The organism is Nocardiopsis trehalosi NBRC 14201, assembly GCF_001552555.1.
Lineage (GTDB): Bacteria > Actinomycetota > Actinomycetes > Streptosporangiales > Streptosporangiaceae > Nocardiopsis_B > Nocardiopsis_B trehalosi.
The window spans coordinates 25,696-51,846 of sequence record NZ_BCRK01000021.1; the positions used below are offsets into that span (position 1 = coordinate 25,696).

Genomic DNA, 26,151 nt, shown 5'->3' on the forward strand with positions numbered 1-26,151 from the left:
CGGTACTACATTGTGTAGTAGTCATTGGGGAGTGGAAGGAGCCGCGCGATGGGTGCGGGGTCGACGTGTGCGTGCGGGATGAGCCGGCGGCGGCTGCTGGGCGCCGCCGGGATCGCGGGGGCGGCGGTGGTCGGCGCCTCCGCCTGCGGTACGCGCGACGAGGACCGCCCCAAGCCGCAGGACGTGCTGCGGGGGACCGTGGTCGCGCAGACCACCGACGTCCCCGAGGGCGGCGGCACCATCGTGGTCGAGGGCAAGATCGTCCTCACCCAGCCCGAGCCGGGCGACTACCGCGCCTACAGCGCGGTGTGCCCGCACGCCGGGTGCACCATCCAGGAGGTCGAGGTGAACATCCACTGCCTGTGCCACGGCAGCGAGTTCGACATCGCCACCGGGCAGCCGCTGGCGGGCCCGGCCACCTCGCCGCTGGAGGAGCTGGCCATCTCGGTCTCGGGCACCGACATCACCCTGGAGTAGCCGGGACGCATGAGGGGGCGGGCACCTGCCGGGTGCCCGCCCCCTCATGCGTGTCCGGTCGGCGGCCTACTCGCTGTCGCCGTCCTCGTCGTCGCCGCGCTCGCGGGTGAAGGAGCCGTCGGAGCCCGCCACCTTGAGCTGGCCGTCCGGGCCGGGGGAGCCGGTGCCGCGGGCGCGGATGCGGCGGAACGCCGACTCGGGGAAGATCGCCGCGTAGTCCTCCTCGTCGCCGCCGGGGAAGAACTCGGTGCGGCGGCGGGGGAGCGCTCCGGGGAAGTTCTGGCTGATGTAGGTGATCAGGTGCTCGCGCAGGTCGCAGCAGAGGTCCCAGCGGGCGTCGGAGTCGGCGGTGGTGACCACGGCCCGCAGCTCCACCAGCCCGTCGGGCAGGATGTCGGTGGCCTGGAGCGACCAGCGGCGGCCGTCCCACAGGGGGTGCCGCTGGACGTACTCGCCGACCTCTTCGCGGATCTTGTCGATGGGCGCCGACCAGTCGAGCTGGAGCAGCACCCACCCGGTGATGGACGCGCCCTGCTTGGTCCAGTTCTCGAACGGGTTCGTGGTGAAGTGCGACACCGGCACCACGAGGCGGCGCTCGTCCCACATCCGCAGGGTCACCGCGGTCAGGCTCAGCTCCTCGACCCGGCCCCACTCGCCCTGGAACACGACGATGTCGTTGATGCGCAGGGCGTCGCTGAACGCGAGCTGGATGCCGGCCAGGATGTTGCCGAGGGTGGACTGGGCGGCGACGCCGACCACCACCGACAGCAGGCCGGCCGAGGCCAGGAGCCCGGCGCCGAGGCCGCGCACGGCGGGGAAGGTGAACAGGATCGCGGCCAGCGCCAGGACCCCGATGATGCCGGCCACCACCCGGCGCATGAGGCGCACCTGGGTCTGCAGCCGGCGGGATCTGCGGTCGTCGTCGGCGTTGCGCTGGGAGAGCTTGAGCAGCACGGTGTCGGTGACCGCGTAGGCCGCAGCGAGGGCGAGCCAGGTCAGGGCGGCGATCAGCAGGATGCGCATGCCGTGCTGGATCACCGGGAAGAGCGATCGGTCGTCCATCTGCGCGCGGGTGGGCAGTGCGATGTTCACACCGACCACGGCGGCCGCGAAGTAGGCGGGGTAGCGGCACCGCTGAACGAGCGGCCCGGCCATGGTCCACACCTTGGCGAGCTGATGGGTGAGCAGCCAGTGCACCACCGTGACGAGGAGCACGGCGATCACGACGGCCGCGCCGATCGCGATCCACTGTGCGACATCCACGGGAGGGTCCCCTCTGCGTAGGGAGAAAACGGTCGGTATGCGCCCAACCTAGGGCATGAGTAGACCGAATTGTGACAATCGGCGAGTGGTCTGCGGCATGCCCGCAGGGGGCGGCGCGGACCAGCCTAGGCCACCCCGCCCCGCCCTCACCGGGGTTCGCCGCGGCCGGGGACCCGCCCCGGACCGGGCCGCCGAGTGGCCGAACGTCCCCGGGGCCGACCACAATGGGGGCATGCCAGTCCAACCCCACCTGAGGCCCCGCCCCGGATCGATCCCCACCTCCCCCGGGGTCTACCGCTTCCGCGACGCCCACGGGCGGGTCATCTACGTGGGCAAGGCCAAGAACCTGCGCGCGCGCCTGTCCTCCTACTTCCAGGACTTCGCCGGCCTGCACCCGCGCACCCAGTCCATGGTGTCCACCGCCGCCGACGTCGACTGGACCGTGGTCGGCACCGAGGTCGAGGCGCTGCAGCTGGAGTACTCCTGGATCAAGGAGTACGACCCCCGGTTCAACGTCAAGTACCGCGACGACAAGAGCTACCCCTACCTCGCGGTCACCATGGGCGACGAGTACCCCCGCGTGCAGGTCATGCGCGGCGCCAAGCGCAAGGGCGTCCGCTACTTCGGCCCCTACGGCCACGCCTGGGCCATCCGCGAGACCGTCGACCTGCTGCTGCGCGTCTTCCCGGTGCGCACCTGCTCCGCCGGGGTGTTCCGCAGCGCCCGCAACAGCGGCCGGCCCTGCCTGCTCGGCTACATCGGCAAGTGCGCGGCCCCCTGCGTCGGCCGCGTCGACCCCGGCGAGCACCGGGAGCTGGCCGAGGACTTCTGCTCCTTCATGGCGGGCGACACCGGCCGGTTCATCCGCCGCCTGGAGCAGAGCATGCGCGACGCCGCCGCCGACCAGGAGTACGAGCGCGCCGCGCGCATCCGCGACGACGTCCAGGCGCTGCGCACCGCCCTGGAGAAGCAGGCGGTCGTCCTCGGCGACTCCACCGACTGCGACGTCATCGCCTTCGCCGAGGACCCCCTGGAGGCCGCCGCCCAGGTGTTCTACGTGCGCGGCGGCCGCATCCGCGGCCAGCGCGGCTGGGTGGTCGACAAGGTCGAGGACGTCGGCACCGGCGAGCTGGTCGAGCGCTTCCTCGCCCAGACCTACGGCAACGGCGACCCCGCCTCCGCGCCCGAGGGCGCCCGGTCGGCCATCCCGCGCGAGGTCCTCGTCTCCGCGCCGCCCGCCGACCGCGAGGCCGTGGTCGCCTGGCTGACCGAGCGCCGCGGCGCCCAGGTCGACCTGCGGGTGCCGCAGCGCGGCGACAAGCGGGCGCTGCTGGAGACCGTCGCCAAGAACGCCGAGCAGGCCCTGGCCCGGCACAAGACCCAGCGCGCCGGCGACCTCACCACGCGCAGCCGCGCCCTCGCCGAGATCCAGGAGGCCCTGGGCCTGGACGAGGCCCCGCTGCGCATCGAGTGCTACGACGTGTCCAACCTCATGGGCGACCACGTCGTGGCGTCCATGGTGGTGTTCGAGGACGGCCTGCCCCGCAAGTCCGAGTACCGCCGGTTCAGCATCCGCGGCACGAGCCGGGGCGACGCCGAGCAGAACGACGTCGCCTCCATGCACGAGGTCATCACCCGCCGCTTCGCCCGCTACCTGGAGGAGAGCCGCCGCACCGGCGAGGTCGCCACCATGGGCGACAGCGGCGCCGACGCGGCCGGCGCCCCCGAGGGCGCCCCCGCACCGCCCGCCGACCCGGCCGACCCCGGACAGAACGGGCGCACCGCCCCCGCGCGGTTCGCCTATCCGCCTAACCTGGTGGTGGTGGACGGTGGCCGTCCCCAGGTCCAGGCCGCCCGGCGGGCCCTGGACGAGCTCGGTATCGACGACATCGCGGTATGCGGTCTCGCCAAGCGGCTGGAGGAGGTATGGCTTCCCGACGACGACGACCCGGTCATCCTGCCGCGCGCGGGCGAGGGCCTGTACCTGCTCCAGCGGGTCCGCGACGAGGCGCACCGGTTCGCCATCACCTACCACCGGCAGAAGCGCGCCAAGGCCCTCACCGGCAGCGCGCTGGACGACCTGCCGGGCCTCGGCCCCTCGCGCCGCACCGCGCTGATCAAGCACTTCGGATCGGTGAAGCGGCTGGCGGCGGCGACGGCCGAGCAGATCGCGGAGGTGCCGGGCATCGGGGCCCGCACCGCCGAGACCATCCACGCGCGGCTCAGCGGGGAGCCCGCGGCCGCGCCGAAGGCGGGTACGGGGACCCGCGCAGCCGATCACGACGACGGCGGCGGTGCCACGGCCCGCCGCCCGGGGGACGAGGATGAACGACACGACCATGGGGGATGACCCGACCGGCACCGGCAGTCTCAGCGGCGACCTGCCGCCCGAGATCGTCATCGTCACCGGCATGTCCGGGGCGGGCCGCAGCACCGCCGCCCGGGCACTGGAGGACCTCGACTGGTTCGTGGTCGACAACCTCCCGCCCGGCCTGCTGCCCACGATGATCGACCTCGCGGGCCGCACCCAGGGCGCCGTGCCCCGGGTGGCCGCGGTGGTCGACGTGCGCAGCATGGCCTTCACCGAGGACCTGCTGTCCACCGTCGAGACCCTGCGCCAGCGCGGCATCGCCGCCCGCGTGGTGTTCCTGGAGGCCGGCGACGACGCCCTGGTGCGCCGGTTCGAGAGCGTGCGCCGCCCGCACCCCCTCCAGGGCGACGGCCGGCTGACCGACGGCATCTCCCGCGAGCGCGAGACCCTGCGCGCCGTCCGCGGCGAGGCCGACCTGGTGATCGACACCTCGCAGCTCAACGTGCACCAGCTCAAGGCCAAGGTCATCGGGTTCTTCGGCGAGGCCGAGGAGACCCGGCCGCGGGCCAACATCGTCTCGTTCGGCTTCAAGCACGGCCTGCCCGTCGACGCCGACCTCGTCCTCGACTGCCGGTTCCTGCCCAACCCGCACTGGATCCCCGAGCTGCGCCCCATGAACGGGCGCGACACCCCCGTGCGCGAGTACGTGCTCGCGCAGAACGGGGCCAAGGAGATGCTCGACTCCTACGCCGAGGTGCTGCGGCTGATCATCGACGGCTACCAGCGCGAGGGCAAGCACTACATGACCCTGGCGGTGGGCTGTACCGGCGGCAAGCACCGCAGCGTCGCCATGGCCGAGCAGTTCGGCGACCGGCTGCGCGAGCAGGGCCTGGAGGTCCACGTCGTCCACCGCGACCTCGGCCGCGAGTGAGCCCCCGGCCGCCGGATGGCGGTCGGGTCCCGCGGTGCCTAGCATTGGCTCGTTCACCGGTGGTGTCCACCCGTGTACCGACCCCCCGCACCCCGGGCACCGCGCGCCGTGCGCGCCGTCCCGCACGAAGACGTAACGGATCTTGATGCCAGACAACGCCCACGCCCCAGAGCCGGACCCCGACCCGCCCCCCGGCGGCGCGGGGCCGGACCGCAGCACGACCGGCGTCGGCCCCCGCGACCCCGCCTGCCCCGCCCCGTCCCCGCCCCGGGTGGTCGCCCTGGGCGGCGGGCACGGCCTGTACGCCTCGCTGTCCGCCCTGCGGCGCGTCACCACCGACGTCACCGCCGTCGTCACCGTCGCCGACGACGGCGGGTCCAGCGGCCGCCTGCGCCGCGAACTCGGCGTGCTGCCGCCCGGCGACCTGCGCATGGCGCTGGCGGCGCTGTGCGGCGACGACGAGTGGGGCCACACCTGGAGCGAGGTCATCCAGCACCGGTTCCGCTCCGAGGGCGACCTGCACGGCCACGCCGTCGGCAACCTGCTCATCGTGGCGCTGTGGGAGCTGCTCGGCGACTCCGTGGCCGGGCTCGACTGGGTGGGCCAGCTCCTCGGCGCGCACGGCCGGGTGCTGCCCATGTCGTCGGTGCCGCTCGACCTGCTCGCCGAGGTCGAGGGGGCCGACCCCGCCCGCCCGCACGAGATCACCGAGGTGCGCGGGCAGGTGGCGTGCGCGAGCACCAGCGGGCGGGTGCGGTCGATCTCCCTGGTGCCGAAGGACCCGCCGGCGTCGCCGCCCGCGGTCAAGGCCGTGCGCGAGGCCGACTGGGTGGTGTTCGGGCCCGGGTCGTGGTTCACCAGCGTGCTGCCGCACCTGCTGGTGCCCGACCTCGCCGACGCCCTGGTCACGACGAAGGCCCGGCGGGTCGTGGCGCTGAACCTGTCGCCGCAGCGCGGCGAGACCGACGGCTTCCGCCCCGAGACCTACCTGGAGGTGCTGGCGGCGCACGCCCCCCGGCTGGGGGTCGACGTGGTGCTCGCCGACCGCGGCGTGGTCGACGACCCCGGCCGGCTCCGCGAGGCCGCCGAGGCGCTGGGCGGCCGGCTGGTGCTGGCCGACGTGCGCGCCGACGACGGCTCCGCCCGGCACGACCCCGCCCGCCTCGCCGCGGCGTTCGACCGGGTCCTGCGCGGGTGAGCGCGGGCCGTGGCGGGCGTGTCGGCGCCCGCCGCGGCCCGGTCCGGGGCACCCTGGGAGGGTGGCCGCACACCATCGCATCGACCTGTGCCGCGTGCACGACGCCCTCGACGACCCGCCGGCCGGCCGGGTGTTCCTGGTCGACCGGTTGTGGCCGCGCGGCGTCCGCAAGGACGCCCTGCGCCTCGACGGGTGGGTGCGCGACGCCGCGCCCAGCACCGAGCTGCGCCGCTGGTTCCACGCCGACCCCGACGCCCGGTGGGCGGAGTTCCGCGACCGCTACACCGCCGAGCTGGAGCGCGCCCCCGAGGCGGTGGAGCCGCTGCGCGCCGCGCTGCGCGAGGGCCCGGTGACCCTGCTCTACGCCGCACGTGACACCGCGCACACCCACGCCGCTGTGCTGCGCGACCACCTCGCGGCGCAGGGCGCGGGCTGACCGCGCGGGTCGGCCCCGCCCCGGGCCGCCGGGCCGCCGTGTGCGGGCCGGGCGCATTCCGGAGCAAGGCCGTGCGAAGGCGGAGAACCCGACGCGCCGGATCGGCCAGGGGCTTCGGACACGCGGCCAGGGGCGTGGCGAACCGGCGCACGGCCAGTAGTCTGCGACGGAGGGCGGCGGGCGTGCGGGCCGCCCTGTCGCATCGTGGTCGCAGAGCAGGGGGAGGACGGCATCCATGGCGATGACCGGCGTGGTGAAGGACGAGTTGAGCCGACTGACCGTTCTGAAGCCGTGCTGCCGGAAGGCCGAGGTCTCCACGATCCTCCGCTTCACCGGCGGCCTGCACCTGGTGAGCGGCCGGATCGTGATCGAGGCCGAACTCGACACCGGGGCGGCGGCGCGCCGGCTGCGCCGCGACATCTCCGAGGTGTTCGGCCACGAGTCCGAGGTCGTCGTCCTGGCCCCGAGCGGGCTGCGCAAGGGCAACCGGTACGTGGTGCGGGTCATCAAGGAGGGCGAGAGCCTGGCCCGCCAGACCGGGCTCATCGACAACAACGGGCGCCCGGTGCGCGGCCTGCCCCGGCACGTCGTGGCGGGCGGGTCCTGCGACGCCGAGTCGGCGTGGCGCGGCGCGTTCATCGCCCACGGATCGCTGACCGAGCCCGGCCGGTCGATGTCGCTGGAGGTCACCTGCCCCGGCCCCGAGGCCGCGCTCGCGCTGGTGGGGGCCGCGCGCCGGCTCAAGGTGCACGCCAAGGCGCGCGAGGTGCGCGGGGTCGACCGGGTCGTCGTGCGCGACGGCGACTCCATCGGCGCGCTGCTCACCCTGCTCGGCGCGCACCAGAGCGTGCTGGCCTGGGAGGAGCGGCGGATGCGCCGCGAGGTGCGGGCCACCGCCAACCGGCTGGCCAACTTCGACGACGCCAATCTGCGGCGCAGCGCCCGCGCGGCCGTGGCCGCCGGGGCGCGGGTCGAGCGGGCGCTGGAGATCCTCGGCGAGGAGGCCCCCGACCACCTGGTGGCGGCCGGCCGGCTGCGGCTGGCGCACAAGCAGGCGTCGCTGGAGGAGCTGGGCCAGCTCTCCTCGCCGCCGCTGACCAAGGACGCGATCGCCGGGCGCATCCGCCGGCTGCTCGCCATGGCCGACAAGCGCGCCTGCGACCTGGGCGTCCCCGGCACCGACGCCAACCTGACCCCCGACATGCTGGTGCCCTGACCCCGTAACACGGCGTTAACCCCAGAACTTCACGCCGGGCCGGCGCGGCCGCCCGGCGGTGCCGCGCGGCCCGGCGGGGACCCCCGGGGCGCCGGCCGGCGGCCGCCGCCGCCCGCCGCGATCACCGAGGGTGAGCGCCGCGCGGGGGAGCGGGGCGGCGGGTGTGCGGTTTTGTGAGGCCCCGCGGACCTGGGAGAACTTCGGCAGATGGTCTAGACCTCTATCGCGCCGGGGTGCCAGCATGGGGGGTGCGGCGCGCGCCGGCCACCGGCGCGGCGGACGGGGCCGTCACCCCCCGCCCGGACCGCAGGCGATAGGCTCGCCACTGGACCCGGCGCCCGTCTCCCGCGCCTTCGCGCGGTGCCGGACGGGCACATGAGTTCCGACGACCACGTGAGGAGATTGGTAACCGTGACCATCCGTGTAGGCGTGAACGGCTTCGGTCGGATCGGCCGTAACTTCTGGCGTGCGGCCCAGGCCGCCGGCAGTGAGGTTGAGATCGTCGCGGTCAACGACCTCACTGACAACGCCACGCTCGCCCACCTGCTGAAGTACGACACCGTGCTCGGCACCCTCGACGGCGACGTCGAGGTCGGCGAGGACACCATCCGCGTCGGCAACGCCAGCATCAAGACCATCGAGCAGCGCGACCCCGCGCAGCTCCCGTGGGGCGACCTGGGCGTCGACGTCGTCATCGAGTCCACCGGCCGGTTCACCAAGGCCGAGGACGCCCGCAAGCACATCGAGGCCGGGGCCAAGAAGGTCATCATCTCCGCGCCGGCCAAGGGCGAGGACCTCACCGTCGTCATGGGCGTCAACGACGACAAGTACGACCCCGCCCAGCACCACATCCTGTCCAACGCCTCCTGCACCACCAACTGCGTGGCGCCGATGGCGAAGACGCTGCTCGACAACTTCGGCATCGTCAAGGGCCTGATGACCACGGTGCACGCGTACACCAACGACCAGGTCATCCTCGACTTCCCGCACAAGGACCTGCGCCGCGCCCGCGCCGCCGCCCAGAACATCATCCCGACCACCACCGGTGCCGCCAAGGCCACCGCGCTGGTGCTCCCGGAGCTGCAGGGCAAGCTCGACGGCATGGCCATGCGCGTCCCGGTGCCCGACGGCTCGGTCACCGACCTGGTCGTCGAGGTCGAGCGCGAGGTCACCAAGGACGAGGTCAACGCCGCGTTCAAGGCCGCGGCCGAGGGCCCGCTCAAGCAGGTGCTGCGCTACACCGAGGACCCGATCGTCTCCTCCGACATCGTGGGCACCTCGCCGTCGTGCACCTTCGACGCCAGCCTCACCATGACCTTCGGCAGCACCGTCAAGATCATCGGCTGGTACGACAACGAGTGGGGCTACTCCAACCGCCTCGTGGACCTCGCCAAGATGGTCGGCGCCGACCTGTAATCCGGACCGCGCACCGTGCGGCGCCGGGGGTGGCGTCCCCTCCACGGAGGGGGCGCCACCGCGCCATGTCGGCCCCGGCGCGCACGGGCGCCCCTCGTGAAAAGGAGAGCGCATGCGCACGATCGAGGACCTCGACGTCGCGGGCCAGCGCGTGTTCGTCCGGGCCGACCTGAACGTGCCGCTCGACGGTGACCGCATCACCGACGACGGCCGCATCCGGGCCGCCCTGCCCACCATCACCCGGCTGCGCGAGCGCGGCGCCCGCGTGGTCGTCGCCGCGCATTTGGGCCGCCCCAAGGGCGCACCCGACCCGAAGTACTCGCTGCGCCCGGTCGCCGCCCGCCTCGGCGAGCTGCTCGGCACCGAGGTCGCCTTCGCCGAGGACACCGCCGGCGACTCCGCCCGCGCGGTCACCGGCGCGCTCACCGACGGCGGCGTCGCGCTGCTGGAGAACCTGCGGTTCGAGCCCGGCGAGACCAGCAAGGACGACGCCGAGCGCGGCGCGTTCGCCGACCGGCTCGCCGCCCTCGCCGACCTCTACGTCGGCGACGGCTTCGGCGCCGTGCACCGCCGCCACGCCAGCGTCTACGACCTGCCGAGCCGGCTCCCGCACGCCGTGGGCGGGCTCATCCTGGCCGAGGTCGAGGTGCTGCGCCGCCTCACCGGCGAACCCGAGCGCCCTTACGCCGTCGTGCTGGGCGGCTCCAAGGTCTCCGACAAGCTCGGCGTCATCGACAACCTCCTCGGCACCGCCGACCGCCTGCTCATCGGCGGCGGCATGGTGTTCACCTTCCTCAAGGCCAAGGGGTACGAGGTCGGCTCCAGCCTGCTGGAGGCCGACCAGCTCGACACCGTCCGCGGCTACCTCGACCGCGCCGAGAAGGAGGGCGTGGAGATCGTGCTGCCCGTCGACGTGGTCGCGGCCGAGGCGTTCTCCGCCGACGCCCCGCACGCCGACGTCGACGCCGACGCGATCCCCGCCGACCGCATGGGCCTGGACATCGGCCCGCGCAGCCGCGAGCTGTTCGCCGCCAAGCTGGCCGACGCCCGCACGGTCTTCTGGAACGGCCCCATGGGCGTGTTCGAGATGGAGCCGTACTCCCACGGCACCCGCGCCCTGGCCCAGGCCCTCATCGACTCCGGGGCGTTCACCGTGGTCGGCGGCGGCGACTCCGCCGCGGCGGTGCGCGCGCTCGGCTTCGACGAGGACGCGTTCGGCCACATCTCCACCGGCGGCGGCGCCAGCCTGGAGTACCTGGAGGGCAAGGCCCTGCCGGGTATCGAGGCCCTGGACGACTGACCCGCACCACCCCGCGGCGCGGCGCCCCGCCGCGCCGCCCGCACACCCCGGCAAGGACCACCCATGGCAGACGCCACGCGCAAACCGCTGATCGCGGGCAACTGGAAGCTGAACAACAACCACCTCGAGGCCATCGCCCTCGTGCAGAAGATGGCGTTCGCCCTGAAGGGCGCCGACTTCGACCGCGCCGAGATCGTGGTGCTCCCGCCGTTCACCGCGCTGCGCAGCGTGCAGACCCTCATCGACGGCGACAAGCTGAGCATCGGCTACGGCGCGCAGGACATCTCCCAGCACGAGAAGGGCGCCTACACCGGTGAGGTGTCCGGCCAGATGCTGGCCAAGCTCGGCTGCTCCTACGTGCTCGCCGGGCACTCCGAGCGCCGCGAGTACCACCGCGAGGACGACGCCGTCGTCAACGCCAAGGTCAAGGCGGCGTTCGCCAACGGCATCACGCCGATCCTGTGCCTGGGCGAGGGCCTGGACGTCCGCAAGGCGGGCGGGCAGGTCGCCCACAGCCTCGCGCAGCTGGAGGGCGCCCTGAAGGGCGTCACCGCCGAGCAGGCCGCCGGGCTCGTCGTCGCCTACGAGCCGGTGTGGGCCATCGGCACCGGCGAGGTCGCCACCCCCGACGACGCCCAGGAGGTGTGCGGCGCCTTGCGCGGCCGCCTCGCCGAGCTGTACTCCCCGGAGGTCGCCGGCGCCGTGCGCGTGCTGTACGGCGGCTCGGTCAAGGCCGACAACATCGCCGGCATCATGGCCAAGGACGACGTCGACGGCGCCCTGGTGGGCGGCGCGAGCCTCAAGGCCGACGAGTTCGTCAAGCTGGCCCGCCTGGGCGGCTGACCCGCTGCCGCGGCCCGGCGGCGCCCCTGTGCGGGCGCCCCCGCCGGGCCGCGGCGCCCCGGGCCGGTACCGCACCGTGCCCGAAGGGGAACCGAGCGGTGTGCGGCGCGGGTTAGACTGCGCGGGAGGGTTTTCCCTCGCTTCACCCCTGCGCCCCCGCGGCACGGGGTAAACTCCAGAACTGTCCCCGGTCCCTCCTCCGTCGGGCCCTTGGCCCAGCCGAGCGGCGAGCACACGGTCTTGGGGCCCCAAGTCCCCCGCTTCGGGGTCGAGCTACGGGTGAGCGCGTGATCCTCGGTCTGTCCATTGTCGTGATGGTCTGCAGTGTGCTGCTGGTCCTGCTGGTGCTGCTCCACAAGGGCAAGGGCGGTGGCCTCTCCGACCTGTTCGGTGGCGGCGTCACCTCCTCCCTGGGCGGCTCGTCGGTGGTGGAGCGCAACCTCGACCGGTTGACGATCGCCACCGGTCTGCTCTGGATCGTGTGCGTGGTCGCGCTCGGTCTGCTGATCAACCGGGGCGCCTGACCCGTCCTACCCCCGTGCCCGAGGGCACGGGGAGCGCCGCCCGCACCCTGCCGTCGTGCGGTGTGCGCGCAATTCGTCGTCCCCCGAGCGGGGTATGTCCGCTGAAGGAGTTTTCGTGGGTAGTGGCAGCGCCATTCGAGGCAGCCGAGTCGGCGCCGGTCCGATGGGCGAGGCCGAGCGGGGCGAGTCCGCGCCTCGGGTCCGCGTCCCGTTCTACTGCGCCAACAAGCACGAGGTCGTGCCCAGCTTCGCGCACGAGGCCGCGGTCCCCGACGAGTGGGACTGCCCGCGCTGCGGCTTCCCCGCCGGGAAGGACCCGCAGAACCCGCCGGCGCCGCCGCGTACCGAGCCCTACAAGACCCACCTCGCCTACGTGAAGGAGCGCCGCAGCGAGGAGGAGGGCCGCCTCATCCTCGACGAGGCCCTCGCCAAGCTGCGCGCCGACCGCGCCGAGGTCCGTGCGTTCATGCGCGCCAACGCCGGCTAGCCGTCTCCGCGCCCGCGCCCGCCGTCCCCTCGGGGCGGCGGGCCTCCGTGTTCCGGGTCGGGGGCGCGGCCGCCCAGCCGGCGGGTCAGCTCCGCGGCGGCGTCGCGGGCGCGCGCCGCGAGCGCCCGCGCGGTCACCGGGCGCGCCGTGGGCACCGTCAGGCCGATCGCGGCCACCGGTGCGCCGTTGTGGTCGAACGCGGCCGCCGCGACCGAGGAGAACCCCGGGGTGACCTCGCCGTCCTCGGCGGCGAAGCCCTCGCGGCGCTCCCGGTCCAGCAGGTCGCGCAGCTGCCCGGGGGTGGCCGGGCCGCGCCCGGTGCGGTCGGTGAACGCGCCCACGCCCGGGTACAGCGCCCGCACGTGGGCGCGCGGCAGGTGGGCGAGCAGCACCCGACCCGACGCGGTCAGGTGCGCCGGCAGCCGCACCCCCACCCCGGTGACCAGGGCGGGCGCGTGCGGCGGCCGCTCCTTGAGCAGGTAGAGGACGTCGGCGCCGTGCAGCACGCCCAGGTGCGCGGTGGCCCCGCTCTCGGCGCCCAGCCGCTCCAGCAGGGGGCGGGCCAGCCGCTCCAGCGGGCCGTGCCGCAGGTAGGCCGAGCCGATCTCGAACGCCGCCACCCCCAGCCCCCACCGGCGCTCCTCGGGCAGGTGCACGACGAAGCCCTCGTCGGCCATCGCCTCCAGCAGCTGGTAGACGCTGGAGCGCGGCAGCCCCAGGCCGCCCGCGATCGCCCCGGCCGACACCGGTCCGGGCCGCGACGCCAGGAAGCGCAGCAGCCGCAGGGCGCGGGTGGCCGCCGGGACACGGGTCATGTGCGCGATTGTGGCACGCCGCCCGGGCGGCCCGATCAGCGCCGCGCCCCGCCCCGGCCGGTGCCCGGCACGGGGACGGGGTGCGCGCGCAGCCGCCCGCACGGGCAGCGGGTGTACAGCAGCAGGCCGGTCGACACCGGATGCCGCGACACCACCTCGTAGACCTCGGCGTCGGGCCATCCGCAGTCGGGGCAGGTCGGTTCCGTTCCGTCGCGAGCGTCCATCCCCTCAGTCTGGGGTCGGCGATCTTGCGCGTCCATCGACGGTTTCCGAACGGAACCGTGTAGCGCCGCTTCATCGACCCGCGCCGCCTCCCCCTTCCTCCGGGCGGCACGGAACGCCGACCGCGCGGGGACGGGGCGGGGGAGGCCGCCCCGAGGCCCGCCGTCGCGGCCAATGGCCGTGGAAGATACCCCGAAAACCGTCGGCCGGTTCCGTACGGTGGTGCGTACGTGAGCGTTCGGGCTCTGAGACGCCCCCTAGGCGAATCGAGGATGTGTGAGCGACAAGAAGGTCATGACGGTCTCCGACCTGGCGCAAGAGCTGGGCTTCGACCGTTCCACGGTGTATCGCTGGCTGCACTTGGGACAAGGGCCGAAAGTGTTCCGATCCCCGGGCGGCCATATCAGAATCTTCCGGTCCGATTTCCTGGAGTGGCAGGAGAAGGGCACCCCGCCGAATGATCATTGATCATGGAAGTGCGCGCGGATTCGGGCATCGGGAGCCGAGGCCCCGGACGTGGGGAGAACGGGGATAGTCGCACGGAGCCCGGGTATGCGGGCGCGTGGCCTCCCGCCGCGCTGCGGCGAGCCGGGCGGCCCGCGGCCGTGTCGGCGCCCGCCGCCCCTGTCTGAGATCTCGGACGGTATCGGCGCCGCCGGGGTCGCCCCGCGCGGGGCGACCGGCGTGCAATAGGGGGTATGACAGGACCCTCCGAGATCGCGGTCGGCGGCGGCCCCCTCGCCCCCGCCGACGTCGTCGCCGCCGCACGCGGCGGGGCGCGCGTCGTGCTGACCGCCGAGGCCCGCTCCGCGCTGGCCCGCGGCCGCGCCCGCGTGCGCGCCCTCGCCGAACGCGACACCCCCGCCTACGGCATCAGCACCGGGTTCGGCGCGCTGGCCACCCGGCACATCGCCCCCGACCTGCGCGCCCGGTTGCAGCGCTCGCTCATCCGCTCCCACGCCGCCGGCTCCGGGCCGGAGGTGGAGCGCGAGGTCGTCCGGGCGCTCATGCTGCTGCGGCTGCGCACCCTGGCCACCGGGCACACCGGCGTCGAACCCGCCACCGCCGACGCCCTCGCCGGGCTGCTCAACGCCGGGATCACCCCGGTGGTGCGCGAGTACGGCAGCCTCGGCTGCTCCGGCGACCTCGCCCCGCTCGCCCACGTCGCGCTGGCGCTGATGGGCGAGGGCGAGGTCCGCGACGCCGGCGGCGCCCTGCTGCCCGCCGCCGACGCGCTGCGCGCCGCCGGGCTCGACCCGGTCGCCCCGGCCGCCAAGGAGGGGCTGGCGCTCATCAACGGCACCGACGGCATGCTCGGCATGCTCGTCCTGGCCTGCCACGACCTCGACCTGCTGCTGCGCACCGCCGACATCACCGCCGCCATGAGCGTCGAGGCGCTGCTCGGGACCGACCGGGTGTTCGCCGCCGACCTCCAGGAGCTGCGCCCCCACCCCGGGCAGGCGGCCGCCGCCGCCAACATGCGGGCGCTGCTCGCCGGGTCCGGCATCGTCGCCTCGCACCGCGGCGCCGACTGCACCCGGGTGCAGGACGCCTACTCGCTGCGGTGCGCCCCGCAGGTGGCCGGCGCCGCCCGCGACACCCTCGCCCACGCCCGCACGGTCGCCGAGCGCGAACTCGCCGCCGCCGTCGACAACCCCGTGGTGCTGGCCGACGGCCGGGTGGAGTCCAACGGCAACTTCCACGGCGCCCCCCTCGCCCACGTCCTGGACTTCCTCGCCATCTGCGCCGCCGACGTCGCCTCCATCGCCGAGCGCCGCACCGACCGCATGCTCGACACCGCCCGCTCCCACGGGCTGCCCGCGTTCCTCGCCGACGACCCCGGCGTCGACTCCGGGCACATGATCGCCCAGTACACCCAGGCCGCGATCGTCTCGGAGCTGAAGCGGCTGGCCGTCCCCGCCTCCGTCGACTCCATCCCCAGCTCCGCCATGCAGGAGGACCACGTCTCCATGGGGTGGGCGGCGGCGCGCAAGCTCCGCCGCTCCCTGGACGGGCTCACCCGGGTCCTCGCCGTGGAGCTGCTGACCGCCGCCCGCGCCCTGGACCTGCGCGCCCCGCTGGCGCCCGCCCCGGCCACTGCGGCCGTGCGCGACGCGCTGCGCGCCCGCGTCCCCGGCCCCGGACCCGACCGCCACCTGGCGCCCGAGATCGACGCGGCCACCGCCCTCGTCGCCGACGGCACCGCCGTCGCCGCGGCGGCGTCCGTCGCCCCGCTGGTCTGACCCGCGAGAAAGGGACCCGCATGACCCACCACGCCACCGCCGGCCCGCGCCCCGTCCGGGCGCCGCGCGGCACCACCCGCACCGCCCGGGGCTGGAGCCAGGAGGCCGCCCTGCGCATGCTGCACAACAACCTCGATCCCGACGTCGCCGAACACCCCGACGACCTGGTCGTCTACGGCGGCACCGGGCGCGCGGTCCGCGACTGGGCGAGCTTCGACCGCATCACGGCCACGCTGCGCGGCCTCGCCGACGACGAGACCCTGCTGGTGCAGTCGGGGCGGCCCGTCGGCGTGCTGCGCACCCACGAATGGGCGCCGCGGGTCCTCATCGCCAACGCCAACCTGGTCGGCGACTGGTCCACCTGGGAGGAGTTCCGCCGCCTCGACGCCCTCGGCCTCACCATGTACGGGCAGATGACCGCCGGGTCGTGGATCTACATCGGCACGCAGGGCATCCTCCAGGGCACCTACGAGACGTTCGGCGCGATCGCCGCCCAGCGGTTCGGCGGGTCGCTCGCCGGCACCCTCACCCTCACCGCCGGGCTCGGCGGCATGGGCGGGGCCCAGCCGCTCGCCGTCACCATGAACGGCGGGGTGGCGCTCGTCGTGGAGTGCGACCCGGCGCGCGTCGACCGCCGGCTGCGCACCGGCTACCTGGACGTGCGCGCCGACGGGCTCGACGACGCGCTGCGCCGGGCCGAGCGGGCGCGCGCCGACCGCGTCCCGCTGTCGATCGGCGTCGTCGGCAACGCGGCGGAGCTGGTGCCGGAGATCCTGCGCCGGGGCGCCCACGTCGACGTCGTCACCGACCAGACCTCCGCCCACGACCCCCTCGCCTACCTGCCCGCCGGGATGGACCTGGCGCAGTGGCGCGACAGCGCCGCCGCCGACCCCGAGGGGTTCACCGCCCGCGCCCGCGACTCCATGGCCGAGCACGTCCGCGCCATGGTCGGGTTCGCCGACGCCGGGGCCGAGGTGTTCGACTACGGCAACTCGCTGCGCGCCGAGGCGCGCGCCGCCGGGTACGCGCGGGCGTTCGACTACCCGGGGTTCGTGCCCGCCTACATCCGCCCGCTGTTCTGCGCCGGCAAGGGCCCGTTCCGGTGGGCGGCGCTGTCCGGCGACCCCGCCGACATCGCCCGCACCGACCGCGCCGTCCGCGAGCTGTTCCCCGACGACGGCCACCTCGCCCGCTGGCTCGACCTGGCGGGGGAGCGGATCGCCTTCCAGGGCCTGCCCGCCCGCATCTGCTGGCTGGGGCAGGGCGAGCGCGCGGCGGCCGGGCTCCGGTTCAACGAGCTGGTCGCCGCCGGCGAGATCAGCGCCCCGCTCGCCATCGGCCGCGACCACCTGGACACCGGGTCGGTGGCCTCGCCCTACCGCGAGACCGAGGGCATGCGCGACGGTTCGGACGCCATCGCCGACTGGCCCCTGCTCAACGCCCTGACCGCCGCCTCCTCGGGCGCCTCCTGGGTGTCGGTCCACCACGGCGGCGGCGTCGGCATCGGCCGGTCGCTGCACGCCGGGCAGGTGAGCGTCGCCGACGGCACCGACCTGGCGGCGGCCAAGCTCGACCGGGTGCTCACCAACGACCCGGCGACCGGGGTGCTCCGCCACGCCGACGCCGGTTACCCGGAGGCGCGCGCCAGCGCCGAGCGCCACGGCCTGCGCATTCCCATGGACGAGGGGTGAGGGGTGGCGCCGCGCGCGGGTAGGAGCGCACCGAGGAGGAGTCCGCGAGTCGGAACGGAGGGATCATGAGCGACACGTTCGACGCTCTGTGGGCCGCGCTGGCCCCGCTGGGCCGGCACCGCACCACCGGCGGCTACCGGAGGTTCACCTGGGGGCCGGCCGACACCGAGGTCCGCGCCTGGTTCACCGCCGCCGCGGCGGAGCGCGGGCTGGACGTCCGCACCGACCGCAACGGCAACCTGTGGGCGTGGTGGGGGGAGCCGGGGCCCGACGCCGTCGTCACCGGGTCGCACCTGGACTCCGTCCCCGACGGGGGCGCCTTCGACGGGCCGCTCGGCGTCGTCTCCGCGCTGGCCGCCGTCGACGCGCTGCGGGCGCGCGGGGTGCGCCCCGCGCGGCCCCTGGCCGTCACCGTGTTCGTGGAGGAGGAGGGCGCCCGCTTCGGCGTGCCCTGCCTCGGGTCGCGGCTGCTCACCGGCGCCATCACCCCCGGCCGGGCGGCCGGGCTCACCGACGCCGCCGGCACCACCTACGCCGCCGCCATGGCCGCGGCCGGGCTCGACCCCGAGCACATGGGCCCCGACCCCGACCTGCTCGCTGGCATCGGGGCGTTCGTGGAGCTGCACATCGAACAGGGGCGCGGCCTGGTGCACACCGGCCACCCGGTGGGCGTGGCCGGCGCGGTGTGGCCGCACGGCCGCTGGCGGCTCGACTTCTCCGGGCGGGCCGACCACGCCGGCACCACCCCGCTGGCCGACCGCAGCGACCCGATGCTGCCCTTCGCGGCGACCGTGCTCGCCGCCCGCGCGGCGGCGGCCGAGCACGGCGCCCTCGCCACGATCGGCAAGGTGCTGGCCGTGCCCAACGGCACCAACGCCATCCCATCGCGGGTGCGCGCCTGGCTGGACGCCCGCGCCCCCGACGAGGCCGCACTGCGCGCGGTCACCGCCCAGGTCGACGCCGCCGCGCGCGCCGCCGCCACCGACAACGGGGTCCTGCTCACCACCTACCAGGAGTCCGCCAGCCCCATCGTGCGGTTCCAGACGGCGCTGCGCGACCGGATCGCGGCCGTCGCCGGCGGCGGTCCCGGCGAGCCCGTCCCGGTGCTGCCCACCGGCGCCGGCCACGACGCCGCGGTGCTCGCCGCCCAGGTGCCGACCGCCATGCTGTTCGTGCGCAACCCCACCGGGGTCTCCCACGCCCCCGACGAGCACGCCGACACCGCCGACTGCCACCGCGGCGTGGCCGCCCTCGCCGACACCCTCGCGGCGCTGGCCGGATGACCCCCGCACGCGGCGGCGCGCACGGACGAGAGGAGCCGCATGGCGACCGTTGACGCCGCAGGACGCTACTGGTGCGAATGGGCGCTGGTGGACACCCACCCCAGCGCCGCCGCGGCGACCCCCGGGGTCCTCCTGGAGGTCGGCGGCGGCCGCTTCACCGCCGTCGGCACCGCCCCCGCGCCGCCGCCCGGCGCCGAGCGGCTGCCCGGCCTCACCCTGCCCGGCCTGGCCAACGCCCACTCCCACGCCTTCCACCGGGCGCTGCGCGGGCGCACCGGCGAGCACGGCGGCAGCTTCTGGACCTGGCGCGAGCGCATGTACGCCGTCGCCGACCGGCTCGACCCCGACTCCTACCACCGGCTCGCCCGCGCCGTGTACGCCGAGATGGCGCTGGCCGGCATCACCTGCGTCGGCGAGTTCCACTACCTGCACCACGGCCCCGGCGGCCGCCCCTACGCCGACCCCAACGCCATGGGCGCCGCCCTGGTCGCCGCGGCCGCCGACGCCGGAATCCGCATCACCCTGCTCGACACCCTCTACCTGCGCGGCGGGCTCACCGCCGACGGCACCCACGCGCCGCTGTCGGGCACCACCACCCGCTTCGGGGACGCCGACGCCGACGCCTGGGCCGAGCGCGTCGCCGCGTTCCGGCCCGGCGGCGGCCACGCCAAGGTCGGCGCCGCCGTCCACTCGGTGCGGGCCGTGCCGCGCGCCGCCGTCGCCCGGGTCGCCGACCTGCACCGCGACGCCGGGTGGGCGTCGCTGCACGTCCACCTCTCCGAGCAGCCCGCCGAGAACGAGGCGTGCCGCGCCGCGTACGGCCGCACGCCCACCGAACTGCTGGACGACACCGGGCTGCTCGCCGCGGGGCCCGTCCTGGTGCACGCCACCCACCTCACCGGCGCCGACACCGCCCTCGTCCGCTCCTCCCCGGCGGCGGTCTGCCTGTGCCCCACGACCGAGCGCGACCTCGCCGACGGCCTGCCGCCGCTGGCCGGGTTCGAGGGGGTGGCGGTCGCCCTGGGCAGCGACGGCCACTCCACCATCGACATGTTCGAGGAGGCGCGCGGCGCGGAGATGCACGAGCGGCTGCGCACCGGGCGGCGCGGCACCCGCCCGTCGTCGCTGCTGCTGGAGGGGCTGCACGGCCACGGCCACGGCGACGCCCTCGGCTGGACGGGCGACGGCCCCGGCGGGGCGGACCCGGCGGCGGGCTGGATCGCCCCCGGCCTCCGCGCCGACCTGCTCACCCTCGATCTCGACGGGGTGCGGCTGGCCGGGTTCGACCCGGACGCCGCGACCGACGCCGTCGTGGCCGCCGCGACCGCCGCCGACGTCCGCCACGTCATGGCCGACGGGCGGTGGATCGTCCGCGACCGCGCCCACCTGTCCGTCCCCGACGCCGCCCGCGACCTCGACGCCGCCATCCGGGAGCTGACCTCATGACCGCACCCGCCGCCCGCTCACTGCTCGTGGACCGCATCGGGGTGCTCGCCACCCTCGACCCCGCGCTGGGCACCGGGCCGCTCGGCCTGGTCGACGACGCCGCCCTGGTGTTCGACGGCGGGCGCGTCGCCTGGGTGGGGCGGGCCGCGCACGCCCCGGCCGCCGACACCCGGGTGGACGCCGCGGGGCGGTGCGTCGTCCCCGGGTTCGTGGACGGCCACGCGCACCTGGTGTTCGCCGGGGACCGGGGCGCCGAGTTCGCCGCCCGCATGGCCGGCCGCCCCTACGAGGCCGGCGGCATCCGCACCACGGTGGCGGCCACCCGCGCCGCCACCGACGCCGAGCTGCACGCGACGGCGGCCCGCCTGGTGGCCGAGGCCCGCGCCCAGGGCACCACCACCCTGGAGATCAAGTCGGGGTACGGGCTGACCGTCGGCGACGAGGAGCGGTCGCTGCGGGTCGCCGCCCGCCTCACCGAGGAGACCACCTTCCTCGGCGCGCACGTGGTGCCCGCCGAGTACGCCGACGACCCGGCGGGCTACGTCGACCTGGTCACCGGCCCCATGCTCGACGCGTGCGCCCCGCACGCCCGCTGGATCGACGTGTTCTGCGAGCGGGGCGCGTTCGACGGCGACGCAGCGCGCCGCGTCCTGGCCGCCGGGCGGGAGAAGGGCCTGCTCGGCCGGGTCCACGGCAACCAGCTGGGGGAGGGGCCGGGGGTGGCGGTCGCCGTGGAGGCGGGCGCGGCCTCGGTCGACCACTGCACCCACCTGTCGCCCGCCGACGTGGACGCGCTCGCCCAGGCGGGCGGGCCGGGCGGCACCGTCGCCACGCTGCTGCCGGGCGTGGACTTCTCCACCCGCCAGCCCTACCCGGACGCGCGGGCGCTGATCGACGCGGGCGCCGCCGTCGCGCTGGCGACCGACTGCAACCCGGGGTCCTGCTACACCTCCAGCATGGGGTTCGTCATCGCCCTGGCGGTCCGCGAGATGCGCATGACGCCGGAGGAGGCGCTGGCCGCCGCCACCCGGGGCGGCGCGCGGTCGCTGCGCCGCGACGACGTCGGCCACCTCGCCCCCGGCGCCCGCGCCGACGCCGTCCTGCTCGACGCCCCCTCGCCGGTCCACCTCGCCTACCGCCCCGGCGTCCCCCTGGCCGCCGCCGTCTGGAAGAACGGCACCCTCACCGCCGGCCACCCCTGACCACCCACCGCGCCCCCGAAATTGTGCGTTTCCCCTGCGGAGCGGGTATGGCTGTGGTTATGGTGAAGCGCGTGACCGTCAATATCGACATGCCCGACGACCTCCGGACCCGGCTGAGCGCCGAGGCCGAGACGCGCGGGATGACCCTGGAGGACCTCGTCCTCCAGCGTTTGCAGGGCGCCCCCCCCGAAGACGCGACACCCCGCCGTGAATTCCGTTCCGCCGGCGCCGGCAGAAGCGGCCGTACCGACATTTCGGTGAGAGCCCGCGAGATCCTGCGCGCGGAATGGGGCGGCACGTGACCCTCGTCGTCGACGCCGGCCCCCTGTACGCGCTGGTCGACGCGGACGACGACCACCATGAGGCGGTCGCACGGCTGTTCTCCCGACATCGCGGCCCCCTCGTCGTCCCCACGTTGGTGATCGCGGAGGTGGCGTACCTCGTAGGCGAACGTATAGGGACGCGTGCGGAGCTCGCGCTACTCGACGACCTTGCGGACGGGGTGTTCGACGTCGAACCCGTCCATCGGCACGATTGGTCGCGCATCCGCGACCTCGTCGAGAAGTACGCCGATCTGCCCATAGGTGCGACGGATGCCTCCGTGATCGCCGCCGCCGAACGCCTGCACGTCACCGAGGTCGCCACGCTGGACCGACGGCACTTCTCGGTCGTCCGTCCACGGCACGTGGACGCCTTCACCCTGCTGCCGTGAGGGCGTGCGGGGAACTTACATCGGTGTAGCACGTCCGAAATGCGGCACATGCACCCTTGAGGGGAGTTGGCGCGCCCCGCCGGGCGCAATGGAGCGGACCGGCGGGGGCGCGCCCTTCCGTGAGGGGGCCGCATGGCGCTGTGGCGCATCCGCACCGTGGTCGAGGACCGCCCGGGGCAGCTGGCCGGGGTGGTCGACGCCATGGCCGCCGAGGGCGGCAACATCGTGGGGCTGTCCATCCACGCCGACGCGGCGGGGGTGGTGGACGAGTTCGTGGTCGACGTCCCCGGCGCACACCACACCCTGCTGCGCGAGGTCGCCCGGCGCAGCGTGGACGACTCCGCGACCGCCGTCCCCGCGCACCCCCGCGAGGTCGGCGACGACGTCACCCGCGCCCTGCTGCTCACCGCCCGGCTGCGCGCCGCCCCCAACCGCCTCCCCGAGGCCCTGGGCGAGCTGCTCCGCGCCGACGAGGCGCGGTGGACCAACCTCACCCGGCCCGTCGCCGAGTTCCCCGAGGAGCCCGAGACCACGCTGGTCGTGCCCGTCGGACCCCTGCGCGCGGTCCGGCTGCGCCGCACCGACCAGCCCTTCACCTGGACCGAGTCGGCCCGCGCCGACGCGCTCGTGCGCTCGGTCCTGCCGCCCACCGGCCCCGCGCCGATCGACGGCTCCCTGGTCACCGGCCACGGGGTGGAACTGTCCGTCGCCCAGGTGGGCGCCGCCGACGCCGACGCCGTGCAGCGCCTGCACCGGCGGTGCACCGCCGAGACCACGCGCCGCCGCTACTTCGCCGGGATGCCCCGGCTCACCCCGGGCATGCTCGCCGTGTTCTGCGACCCCGAGCGGGGCCTCACCCTGGCCGCCCGGCCGAGCGGGGGCGGCGAGCCGGTCGCCCTGGCGCACCTGATGTACACGCTCGACCCCGGCGTGGGCGAGATCGCGCTGCTGGTCGAGGACGCCTGGCAGGGCCAGGGCGTGGGGACCGCGCTGACGCGGGCGCTGGCCGCGGTCGCCGCCGACTGGGGCCTGGCGGAGCTGCGGGCGGACACCGTCGCCGGCAACACCGCCATGCAGCGGATCATGCGCCGGATGGGCGCCGCCATCGGACCGGTCCGCGACGGGGTGGTCCAGGCGCGGCTCCCGGTGGCCGGGACCGCGCCGCCGCGCCTCCCGGGACGGGTGGCGGGCCTGATGAGCCGACCGGGGGCCGCAGGGGGCTGATTCCCGGAAGGACGGCGGGGGAGGCCGGCGAAATGGGGCGCCGGCCTCCCCCGCTGACATGCCTCGACGTCAGGCGGAGCCGGACTCCGCGGAGCCGGGGGCGGCGACGCCCTCGCCCCGTCCGAGGCGGCTGTGCCGGCGGCCGTACAGGAAGTACACCGCCACGCCGATCGCCATCCACACCAGGAACCGCAGCCAGGTGTCGACGGTGAGGTTGAGCATCAGCCACACGCACGCCAGGGCGGCGACGATCGGCAGCACCGGAACCCACGGGGCGCGGAAGGCGCGGGGCAGGTCCGGCCGGGTGCGGCGCAGCACGATCACGCCGATGGACACCACGACGAACGCGAACAGCGTGCCGATGTTGACCATCTCCTCCAGGGTGCCGATGGGCACGAGGCCCGCCAGCACCATGACGGCGACGGTGGTCACGATGGTCATGACGTAGGGGGTGCCGAAGCGCGGGTGGGTCTTGGACAGGCCGCGCGGCAGCAGGCCGTCGCGCGACATCGCGAACGCCACCCGCGACTGGCCCATCATCAGCACCAGGATCACCGACGTGATGCCGATGACACCGCCCAGCGAGATCAGCGTGCCCGCCCAGTCGGCGCCCACCGCCCGGAACGCCTCGGCCAGCGGGGCGTCGGTGCCGAGTTCGGTGTAGGGGCGCATGCCGGTGACCACCGCGGCGACGGCCATGTACAGCACCGTCACGATGATCAGCGAGCCGAAGATGCCGATGGGCATGTCCCGCTTGGGGTTCTTGGTCTCCTCGGCGGTGGTCGCGACGATGTCGAAGCCGATGAAGGCGAAGAACACCACGGAGGCCGCCGCGATGACGCCCCAGATGCCGTACTGGCTGGGCTCCAGGCCGAGCAGCACCTGGGTCAGCGGGGTGTGGCCGATGGAGTCGGTCGCCGCCGGGCGGTCGATCGCCTCGGGGATGAACGGGGTCCAGTTGGCGACGCGGATGTAGAACACGCCGACGCAGATGATCAGCAGGACGATGCCGACCTTGATGGCGACGATGACCGCCGAGACCCGGCCGGACAGCTTGGTGCCGAGGACACCGAGCACGCCGAGCACGAGCACGATGAACATCGCGCCGATGTTCACGGGCCAGCCGGCGACCTCGATGGTCGTCGGCACGCCCAGCAGGTCGCCGGCGTACCCCGACCAGCCCACGGCGACCACCGAGGCGGCCAGCGTGAACTCCAGGACGAGGTCCCACCCGATGATCCACGCGACGAACTCGCCGAGGCTGGCGTAGCCGAAGGTGTAGGCGCTGCCGGCGACCGGGACGGTCGAGGCGAACTCGGCGTAGCACATGGCCGCGAGCGCGCACACGAGGCCGGCGATGAGGAAGGAGACGACGATGGCGGGGCCGGCGTTGTCGGCCGCCTGCCGCCCCGTCACGACGAAGATGCCGGTACCGATGATGACACCGATACCGAAGACGATGAGGTCGAAGCCGTTCAGATCCTTGCGGAGCCGGTGTCCCGGTTCATCCGTGTCCCGGATCGACTGCTCGATGCTCTTAGTGCGCCAGATACTCAACAGCGACTCCGCGCCCGATTTTGGCCCTTGTGGGGCACCTGGGGATATTACGTCGCGCGATCCTACCGCCGATTTTAGTGATCCTAAAACCCGGCCGTAAGGGCGGCGGGTCTGGGGCGAAGCGGACGCGCGCCTGTTCAGGGCGGGTGCGGTGGCGCGGGGCGGCCGTTAAGCGGAGCTACACGGGGCGGCCGCCCGGTCGGCGCCGGGTGGCCCGGACGCCGACGGCCGGCGCGCCCGGGGAGGGGCGCGCCGGCCGTCGGCGGAGGCGGGACTCAGGAGTCGTCGGCCTCGGAGTCGGGGGAGGAGTCGGTCTTCTTGGTGGCGCGGCGCTTCTTCACCGGCCGGGAGTAGTCGACCAGGGGCTCGTAGAGGGAGGCGTGCTCCTTGCTGCACTCGGCGCAGGCGTCGACCTCGCGCACCGTCCCCTCCCAGGCGAACTGGATGACATCCGTCGCCTCGACCTTCTCCTCGCGGACGGCGTGCGGATCGCAATACTTGCGCGTGAAGACCTCGGTGACCACGGCGGGCGGCGTCCCTTCGGTAGATCGTGTGGGTGCTGGTGCCGAAATCATACACGCGTTCGAAGGGGGCGGCCGGGGCTTCCGGGGATGTTCCGCCAGGCCCGGCGGGGCGCGCCGACAGCAGCCTAGCGAAGGCGGCGTGCGGCCGGGTGCACCGGTTTGTGGGGATCGACACGTGACGTGTGCGGCCGGTGGCGGATACGATTCATCTTCCGGGGAAGATTTTTCCTGATCTTCCCACCAGGAGGCTCGGCGCCGCGCAGCCAGTCCCCGTCCATCGCCCATATCCCCACCAGGAAGTGAGATAAGACGATGTCCGGACGGACAACGAGAGCGGGCGCCCTGCCCGCCGACGTCGCGCTCCTCGTCGCGCGTATCGCCATCGGCGTCATCTTCGCCGCCCACGGCTGGCAGAAGATCACCGGAGGTGTCGACGGCACCGCCCAGGGGTTCGCCGCCATGGGCGTCCCCCTCCCCGAGGTCGCGGCGGTCGTCGCCATGGCCGTCGAGTTCGGCGGCGGCATCGCCCTGGCCGTGGGCTTCGGCCTGCCGGTCACCGGCGTGCTGCTCGCCGGGATGATGGCGGGCGCCTACGTCTTCGGCCACCTCGGCACGCCGCTGTTCGCCAGTGAGGGCGGCTTCGAACTCGTGCTCGCGCTGGGCGTCTCGGCGCTGGCGCTCGGGTTCACCGGCGGCGCCTTCTCGGTCGACCGGGTCCTGCCCTGGGGGCGGCGCGCCGCCCCCGACCGGCGGGCCGCCGCCGCGGCCTGACGCGGACGCCCCACGACGCGGGCCCGCGTCCGCACCCTCCCGGGTGCGGGCGCGGGCCC

At 74.9% G+C, this 26,151-nt stretch carries 26 protein-coding genes; 21 read left to right on the plus strand and 5 right to left on the minus strand.

Annotation, left to right across the window (positions count from 1 at the left end; genetic code table 11):
• Positions 1-78: 78 nt before the first annotated feature.
• Positions 79-477 (plus strand): Rieske (2Fe-2S) protein, encoded by a 399-nt coding sequence (locus tag NT8_RS06295; protein ID WP_067965218.1) that lies wholly within the window; start codon positions 79-81, stop codon positions 475-477.
• A gap of 66 nt (positions 478-543) precedes the next feature.
• On the opposite strand, the gene NT8_RS06300 is transcribed toward NT8_RS06295, so the two are convergent.
• Positions 544-1,740 (minus strand): mechanosensitive ion channel family protein, encoded by a 1,197-nt coding sequence (locus NT8_RS06300; RefSeq protein WP_067965220.1) that lies wholly within the window; start codon positions 1,738-1,740, stop codon positions 544-546.
• 232 nt (positions 1,741-1,972) lie between these two features.
• Between NT8_RS06300 and uvrC the strand changes: the two genes are divergently transcribed.
• The 10 genes from uvrC to NT8_RS06350 all read left to right on the plus strand — a co-directional run bounded on the left by uvrC (position 1,973) and on the right by NT8_RS06350 (position 12,402).
• Complete coding sequence (gene uvrC / locus NT8_RS06305; RefSeq protein ID WP_067965221.1) at positions 1,973-4,090, plus strand: excinuclease ABC subunit UvrC; 2,118 nt, start codon at positions 1,973-1,975, stop codon at positions 4,088-4,090.
• On the plus strand, positions 4,080-4,982 hold the full coding sequence (gene rapZ, locus NT8_RS06310; protein ID WP_067965223.1) for an RNase adapter RapZ: 903 nt from the start codon (positions 4,080-4,082) through the stop codon (positions 4,980-4,982). Before uvrC ends, rapZ begins: the two co-directional genes overlap by 11 nt.
• A 271-nt stretch (positions 4,983-5,253) precedes the next feature.
• Positions 5,254-6,180 (plus strand): gluconeogenesis factor YvcK family protein, encoded by a 927-nt coding sequence (locus tag NT8_RS06315; protein ID WP_067965268.1) that lies wholly within the window; start codon positions 5,254-5,256, stop codon positions 6,178-6,180.
• 61 nt (positions 6,181-6,241) lie between these two features.
• Positions 6,242-6,616 carry a DUF488 domain-containing protein gene (locus NT8_RS06320; RefSeq protein ID WP_067965224.1) on the plus strand — a complete coding sequence of 125 codons (375 nt, stop codon included), beginning with the start codon at positions 6,242-6,244 and terminating at the stop codon, positions 6,614-6,616.
• Positions 6,617-6,851: 235 nt separating this feature from the next.
• A complete protein-coding gene (gene whiA / locus NT8_RS06325) occupies positions 6,852-7,832 on the plus strand; it encodes a DNA-binding protein WhiA (protein ID WP_067965226.1) in 981 nt (326 codons plus the stop codon).
• Positions 7,833-8,243: 411 nt separating this feature from the next.
• Positions 8,244-9,248 carry a type I glyceraldehyde-3-phosphate dehydrogenase gene (gene gap / locus NT8_RS06330; protein ID WP_067965228.1) on the plus strand — a complete coding sequence of 335 codons (1,005 nt, stop codon included), beginning with the start codon at positions 8,244-8,246 and terminating at the stop codon, positions 9,246-9,248.
• Between the two features lie 112 nt (positions 9,249-9,360).
• Positions 9,361-10,548, plus strand: coding sequence for a phosphoglycerate kinase (locus NT8_RS06335; RefSeq protein WP_067965230.1), 1,188 nt, complete (start codon positions 9,361-9,363; stop codon positions 10,546-10,548).
• 63 nt (positions 10,549-10,611) lie between these two features.
• Entirely contained in the window at positions 10,612-11,391 is a 780-nt protein-coding gene (gene tpiA / locus NT8_RS06340; RefSeq protein WP_067965232.1) for a triose-phosphate isomerase, read from the plus strand.
• Between the two features lie 287 nt (positions 11,392-11,678).
• A complete protein-coding gene (gene secG, locus NT8_RS06345) occupies positions 11,679-11,915 on the plus strand; it encodes a preprotein translocase subunit SecG (protein ID WP_067965233.1) in 237 nt (78 codons plus the stop codon).
• A gap of 115 nt (positions 11,916-12,030) precedes the next feature.
• A complete protein-coding gene (locus tag NT8_RS06350; protein WP_281203393.1) occupies positions 12,031-12,402 on the plus strand; it encodes an RNA polymerase-binding protein RbpA in 372 nt (123 codons plus the stop codon).
• Here NT8_RS06350 and NT8_RS06355 read toward each other — a convergent pair.
• Both NT8_RS06355 and NT8_RS06360 read right to left on the minus strand, forming a co-directional pair.
• The gene (locus NT8_RS06355) at positions 12,399-13,217 is read right to left on the minus strand and encodes an IclR family transcriptional regulator (protein WP_067965237.1); all 819 of its coding nucleotides are present in this window, start codon (positions 13,215-13,217) and stop codon (positions 12,399-12,401) included. The genes NT8_RS06350 and NT8_RS06355 overlap by 4 nt on opposite strands.
• Before the next feature lie 35 nt (positions 13,218-13,252).
• Complete coding sequence (locus tag NT8_RS06360; RefSeq protein WP_067965240.1) at positions 13,253-13,441, minus strand: hypothetical protein; 189 nt, start codon at positions 13,439-13,441, stop codon at positions 13,253-13,255.
• 274 nt (positions 13,442-13,715) lie between these two features.
• On the opposite strand from NT8_RS06360, the gene NT8_RS06365 reads away from it, so the two are divergent.
• From NT8_RS06365 to NT8_RS06405, 9 genes are all read left to right on the plus strand, one after another.
• The gene (locus NT8_RS06365) at positions 13,716-13,907 is read left to right on the plus strand and encodes a helix-turn-helix domain-containing protein (RefSeq protein WP_067965242.1); all 192 of its coding nucleotides are present in this window, start codon (positions 13,716-13,718) and stop codon (positions 13,905-13,907) included.
• 230 nt (positions 13,908-14,137) lie between these two features.
• Positions 14,138-15,682 carry a histidine ammonia-lyase gene (hutH, locus tag NT8_RS06370; RefSeq protein WP_067965244.1) on the plus strand — a complete coding sequence of 515 codons (1,545 nt, stop codon included), beginning with the start codon at positions 14,138-14,140 and terminating at the stop codon, positions 15,680-15,682.
• A gap of 20 nt (positions 15,683-15,702) precedes the next feature.
• Positions 15,703-17,373 (plus strand): urocanate hydratase, encoded by a 1,671-nt coding sequence (gene hutU, locus NT8_RS06375; RefSeq protein WP_067965246.1) that lies wholly within the window; start codon positions 15,703-15,705, stop codon positions 17,371-17,373.
• 65 nt (positions 17,374-17,438) lie between these two features.
• Complete coding sequence (locus NT8_RS06380) at positions 17,439-18,656, plus strand: allantoate amidohydrolase (protein WP_067965248.1); 1,218 nt, start codon at positions 17,439-17,441, stop codon at positions 18,654-18,656.
• A gap of 39 nt (positions 18,657-18,695) precedes the next feature.
• Positions 18,696-20,102 carry a formimidoylglutamate deiminase gene (locus NT8_RS06385; protein WP_067965250.1) on the plus strand — a complete coding sequence of 469 codons (1,407 nt, stop codon included), beginning with the start codon at positions 18,696-18,698 and terminating at the stop codon, positions 20,100-20,102.
• Complete coding sequence (hutI, locus tag NT8_RS06390; protein ID WP_067965252.1) at positions 20,099-21,304, plus strand: imidazolonepropionase; 1,206 nt, start codon at positions 20,099-20,101, stop codon at positions 21,302-21,304. Before NT8_RS06385 ends, hutI begins: the two co-directional genes overlap by 4 nt.
• A gap of 71 nt (positions 21,305-21,375) precedes the next feature.
• The gene (locus NT8_RS06395; protein WP_157515559.1) at positions 21,376-21,606 is read left to right on the plus strand and encodes a hypothetical protein; all 231 of its coding nucleotides are present in this window, start codon (positions 21,376-21,378) and stop codon (positions 21,604-21,606) included.
• The gene (locus NT8_RS06400) at positions 21,603-22,016 is read left to right on the plus strand and encodes a type II toxin-antitoxin system VapC family toxin (RefSeq protein ID WP_245646055.1); all 414 of its coding nucleotides are present in this window, start codon (positions 21,603-21,605) and stop codon (positions 22,014-22,016) included. The genes NT8_RS06395 and NT8_RS06400 overlap by 4 nt, the downstream gene beginning before the upstream one ends.
• A gap of 132 nt (positions 22,017-22,148) precedes the next feature.
• A complete protein-coding gene (locus NT8_RS06405; RefSeq protein WP_067965257.1) occupies positions 22,149-23,240 on the plus strand; it encodes a GNAT family N-acetyltransferase in 1,092 nt (363 codons plus the stop codon).
• 69 nt (positions 23,241-23,309) lie between these two features.
• On the opposite strand, the gene NT8_RS06410 is transcribed toward NT8_RS06405, so the two are convergent.
• Together NT8_RS06410 and NT8_RS06415 are read right to left on the minus strand one after the other, a co-directional pair.
• Positions 23,310-24,797: an amino acid permease gene (locus NT8_RS06410; protein ID WP_067965259.1), complete on the minus strand. Its 1,488-nt coding sequence runs from the start codon at positions 24,795-24,797 to the stop codon at positions 23,310-23,312.
• Between the two features lie 275 nt (positions 24,798-25,072).
• Positions 25,073-25,321 (minus strand): hypothetical protein, encoded by a 249-nt coding sequence (locus NT8_RS06415; RefSeq protein WP_067965262.1) that lies wholly within the window; start codon positions 25,319-25,321, stop codon positions 25,073-25,075.
• Positions 25,322-25,633: 312 nt separating this feature from the next.
• Between NT8_RS06415 and NT8_RS06420 the strand changes: the two genes are divergently transcribed.
• Positions 25,634-26,092 carry a DoxX family protein gene (locus tag NT8_RS06420; RefSeq protein WP_067965263.1) on the plus strand — a complete coding sequence of 153 codons (459 nt, stop codon included), beginning with the start codon at positions 25,634-25,636 and terminating at the stop codon, positions 26,090-26,092.
• Positions 26,093-26,151 lie beyond the last annotated feature (59 nt).

What these genes read in the sequence shown, in the direction of transcription:
- NT8_RS06295 (WP_067965218.1), top strand. Translation starts at nt 79, where the DNA reads ATGAGCCGGCGGCGGCTGCTGGGCGCCGCCGGGATCGCGGGGGCGGCG.
- uvrC (WP_067965221.1), top strand. Translation starts at nt 1,973, where the DNA reads ATGCCAGTCCAACCCCACCTGAGGCCCCGCCCCGGATCGATCCCCACC.
- rapZ (WP_067965223.1), top strand. Translation starts at nt 4,080, where the DNA reads ATGGGGGATGACCCGACCGGCACCGGCAGTCTCAGCGGCGACCTGCCG.
- whiA (WP_067965226.1), top strand. Translation starts at nt 6,852, where the DNA reads ATGGCGATGACCGGCGTGGTGAAGGACGAGTTGAGCCGACTGACCGTT.
- NT8_RS06335 (WP_067965230.1), top strand. Translation starts at nt 9,361, where the DNA reads ATGCGCACGATCGAGGACCTCGACGTCGCGGGCCAGCGCGTGTTCGTC.
- tpiA (WP_067965232.1), top strand. Translation starts at nt 10,612, where the DNA reads ATGGCAGACGCCACGCGCAAACCGCTGATCGCGGGCAACTGGAAGCTG.
- NT8_RS06355 (WP_067965237.1), bottom strand. Translation starts at nt 13,217, where the DNA reads ATGACCCGTGTCCCGGCGGCCACCCGCGCCCTGCGGCTGCTGCGCTTC.
- NT8_RS06360 (WP_067965240.1), bottom strand. Translation starts at nt 13,441, where the DNA reads ATGGACGCTCGCGACGGAACGGAACCGACCTGCCCCGACTGCGGATGG.
- hutH (WP_067965244.1), top strand. Translation starts at nt 14,138, where the DNA reads ATGACAGGACCCTCCGAGATCGCGGTCGGCGGCGGCCCCCTCGCCCCC.
- hutU (WP_067965246.1), top strand. Translation starts at nt 15,703, where the DNA reads ATGACCCACCACGCCACCGCCGGCCCGCGCCCCGTCCGGGCGCCGCGC.
- NT8_RS06380 (WP_067965248.1), top strand. Translation starts at nt 17,439, where the DNA reads ATGAGCGACACGTTCGACGCTCTGTGGGCCGCGCTGGCCCCGCTGGGC.
- NT8_RS06385 (WP_067965250.1), top strand. Translation starts at nt 18,696, where the DNA reads ATGGCGACCGTTGACGCCGCAGGACGCTACTGGTGCGAATGGGCGCTG.
- hutI (WP_067965252.1), top strand. Translation starts at nt 20,099, where the DNA reads ATGACCGCACCCGCCGCCCGCTCACTGCTCGTGGACCGCATCGGGGTG.
- NT8_RS06405 (WP_067965257.1), top strand. Translation starts at nt 22,149, where the DNA reads ATGGCGCTGTGGCGCATCCGCACCGTGGTCGAGGACCGCCCGGGGCAG.
- NT8_RS06420 (WP_067965263.1), top strand. Translation starts at nt 25,634, where the DNA reads ATGTCCGGACGGACAACGAGAGCGGGCGCCCTGCCCGCCGACGTCGCG.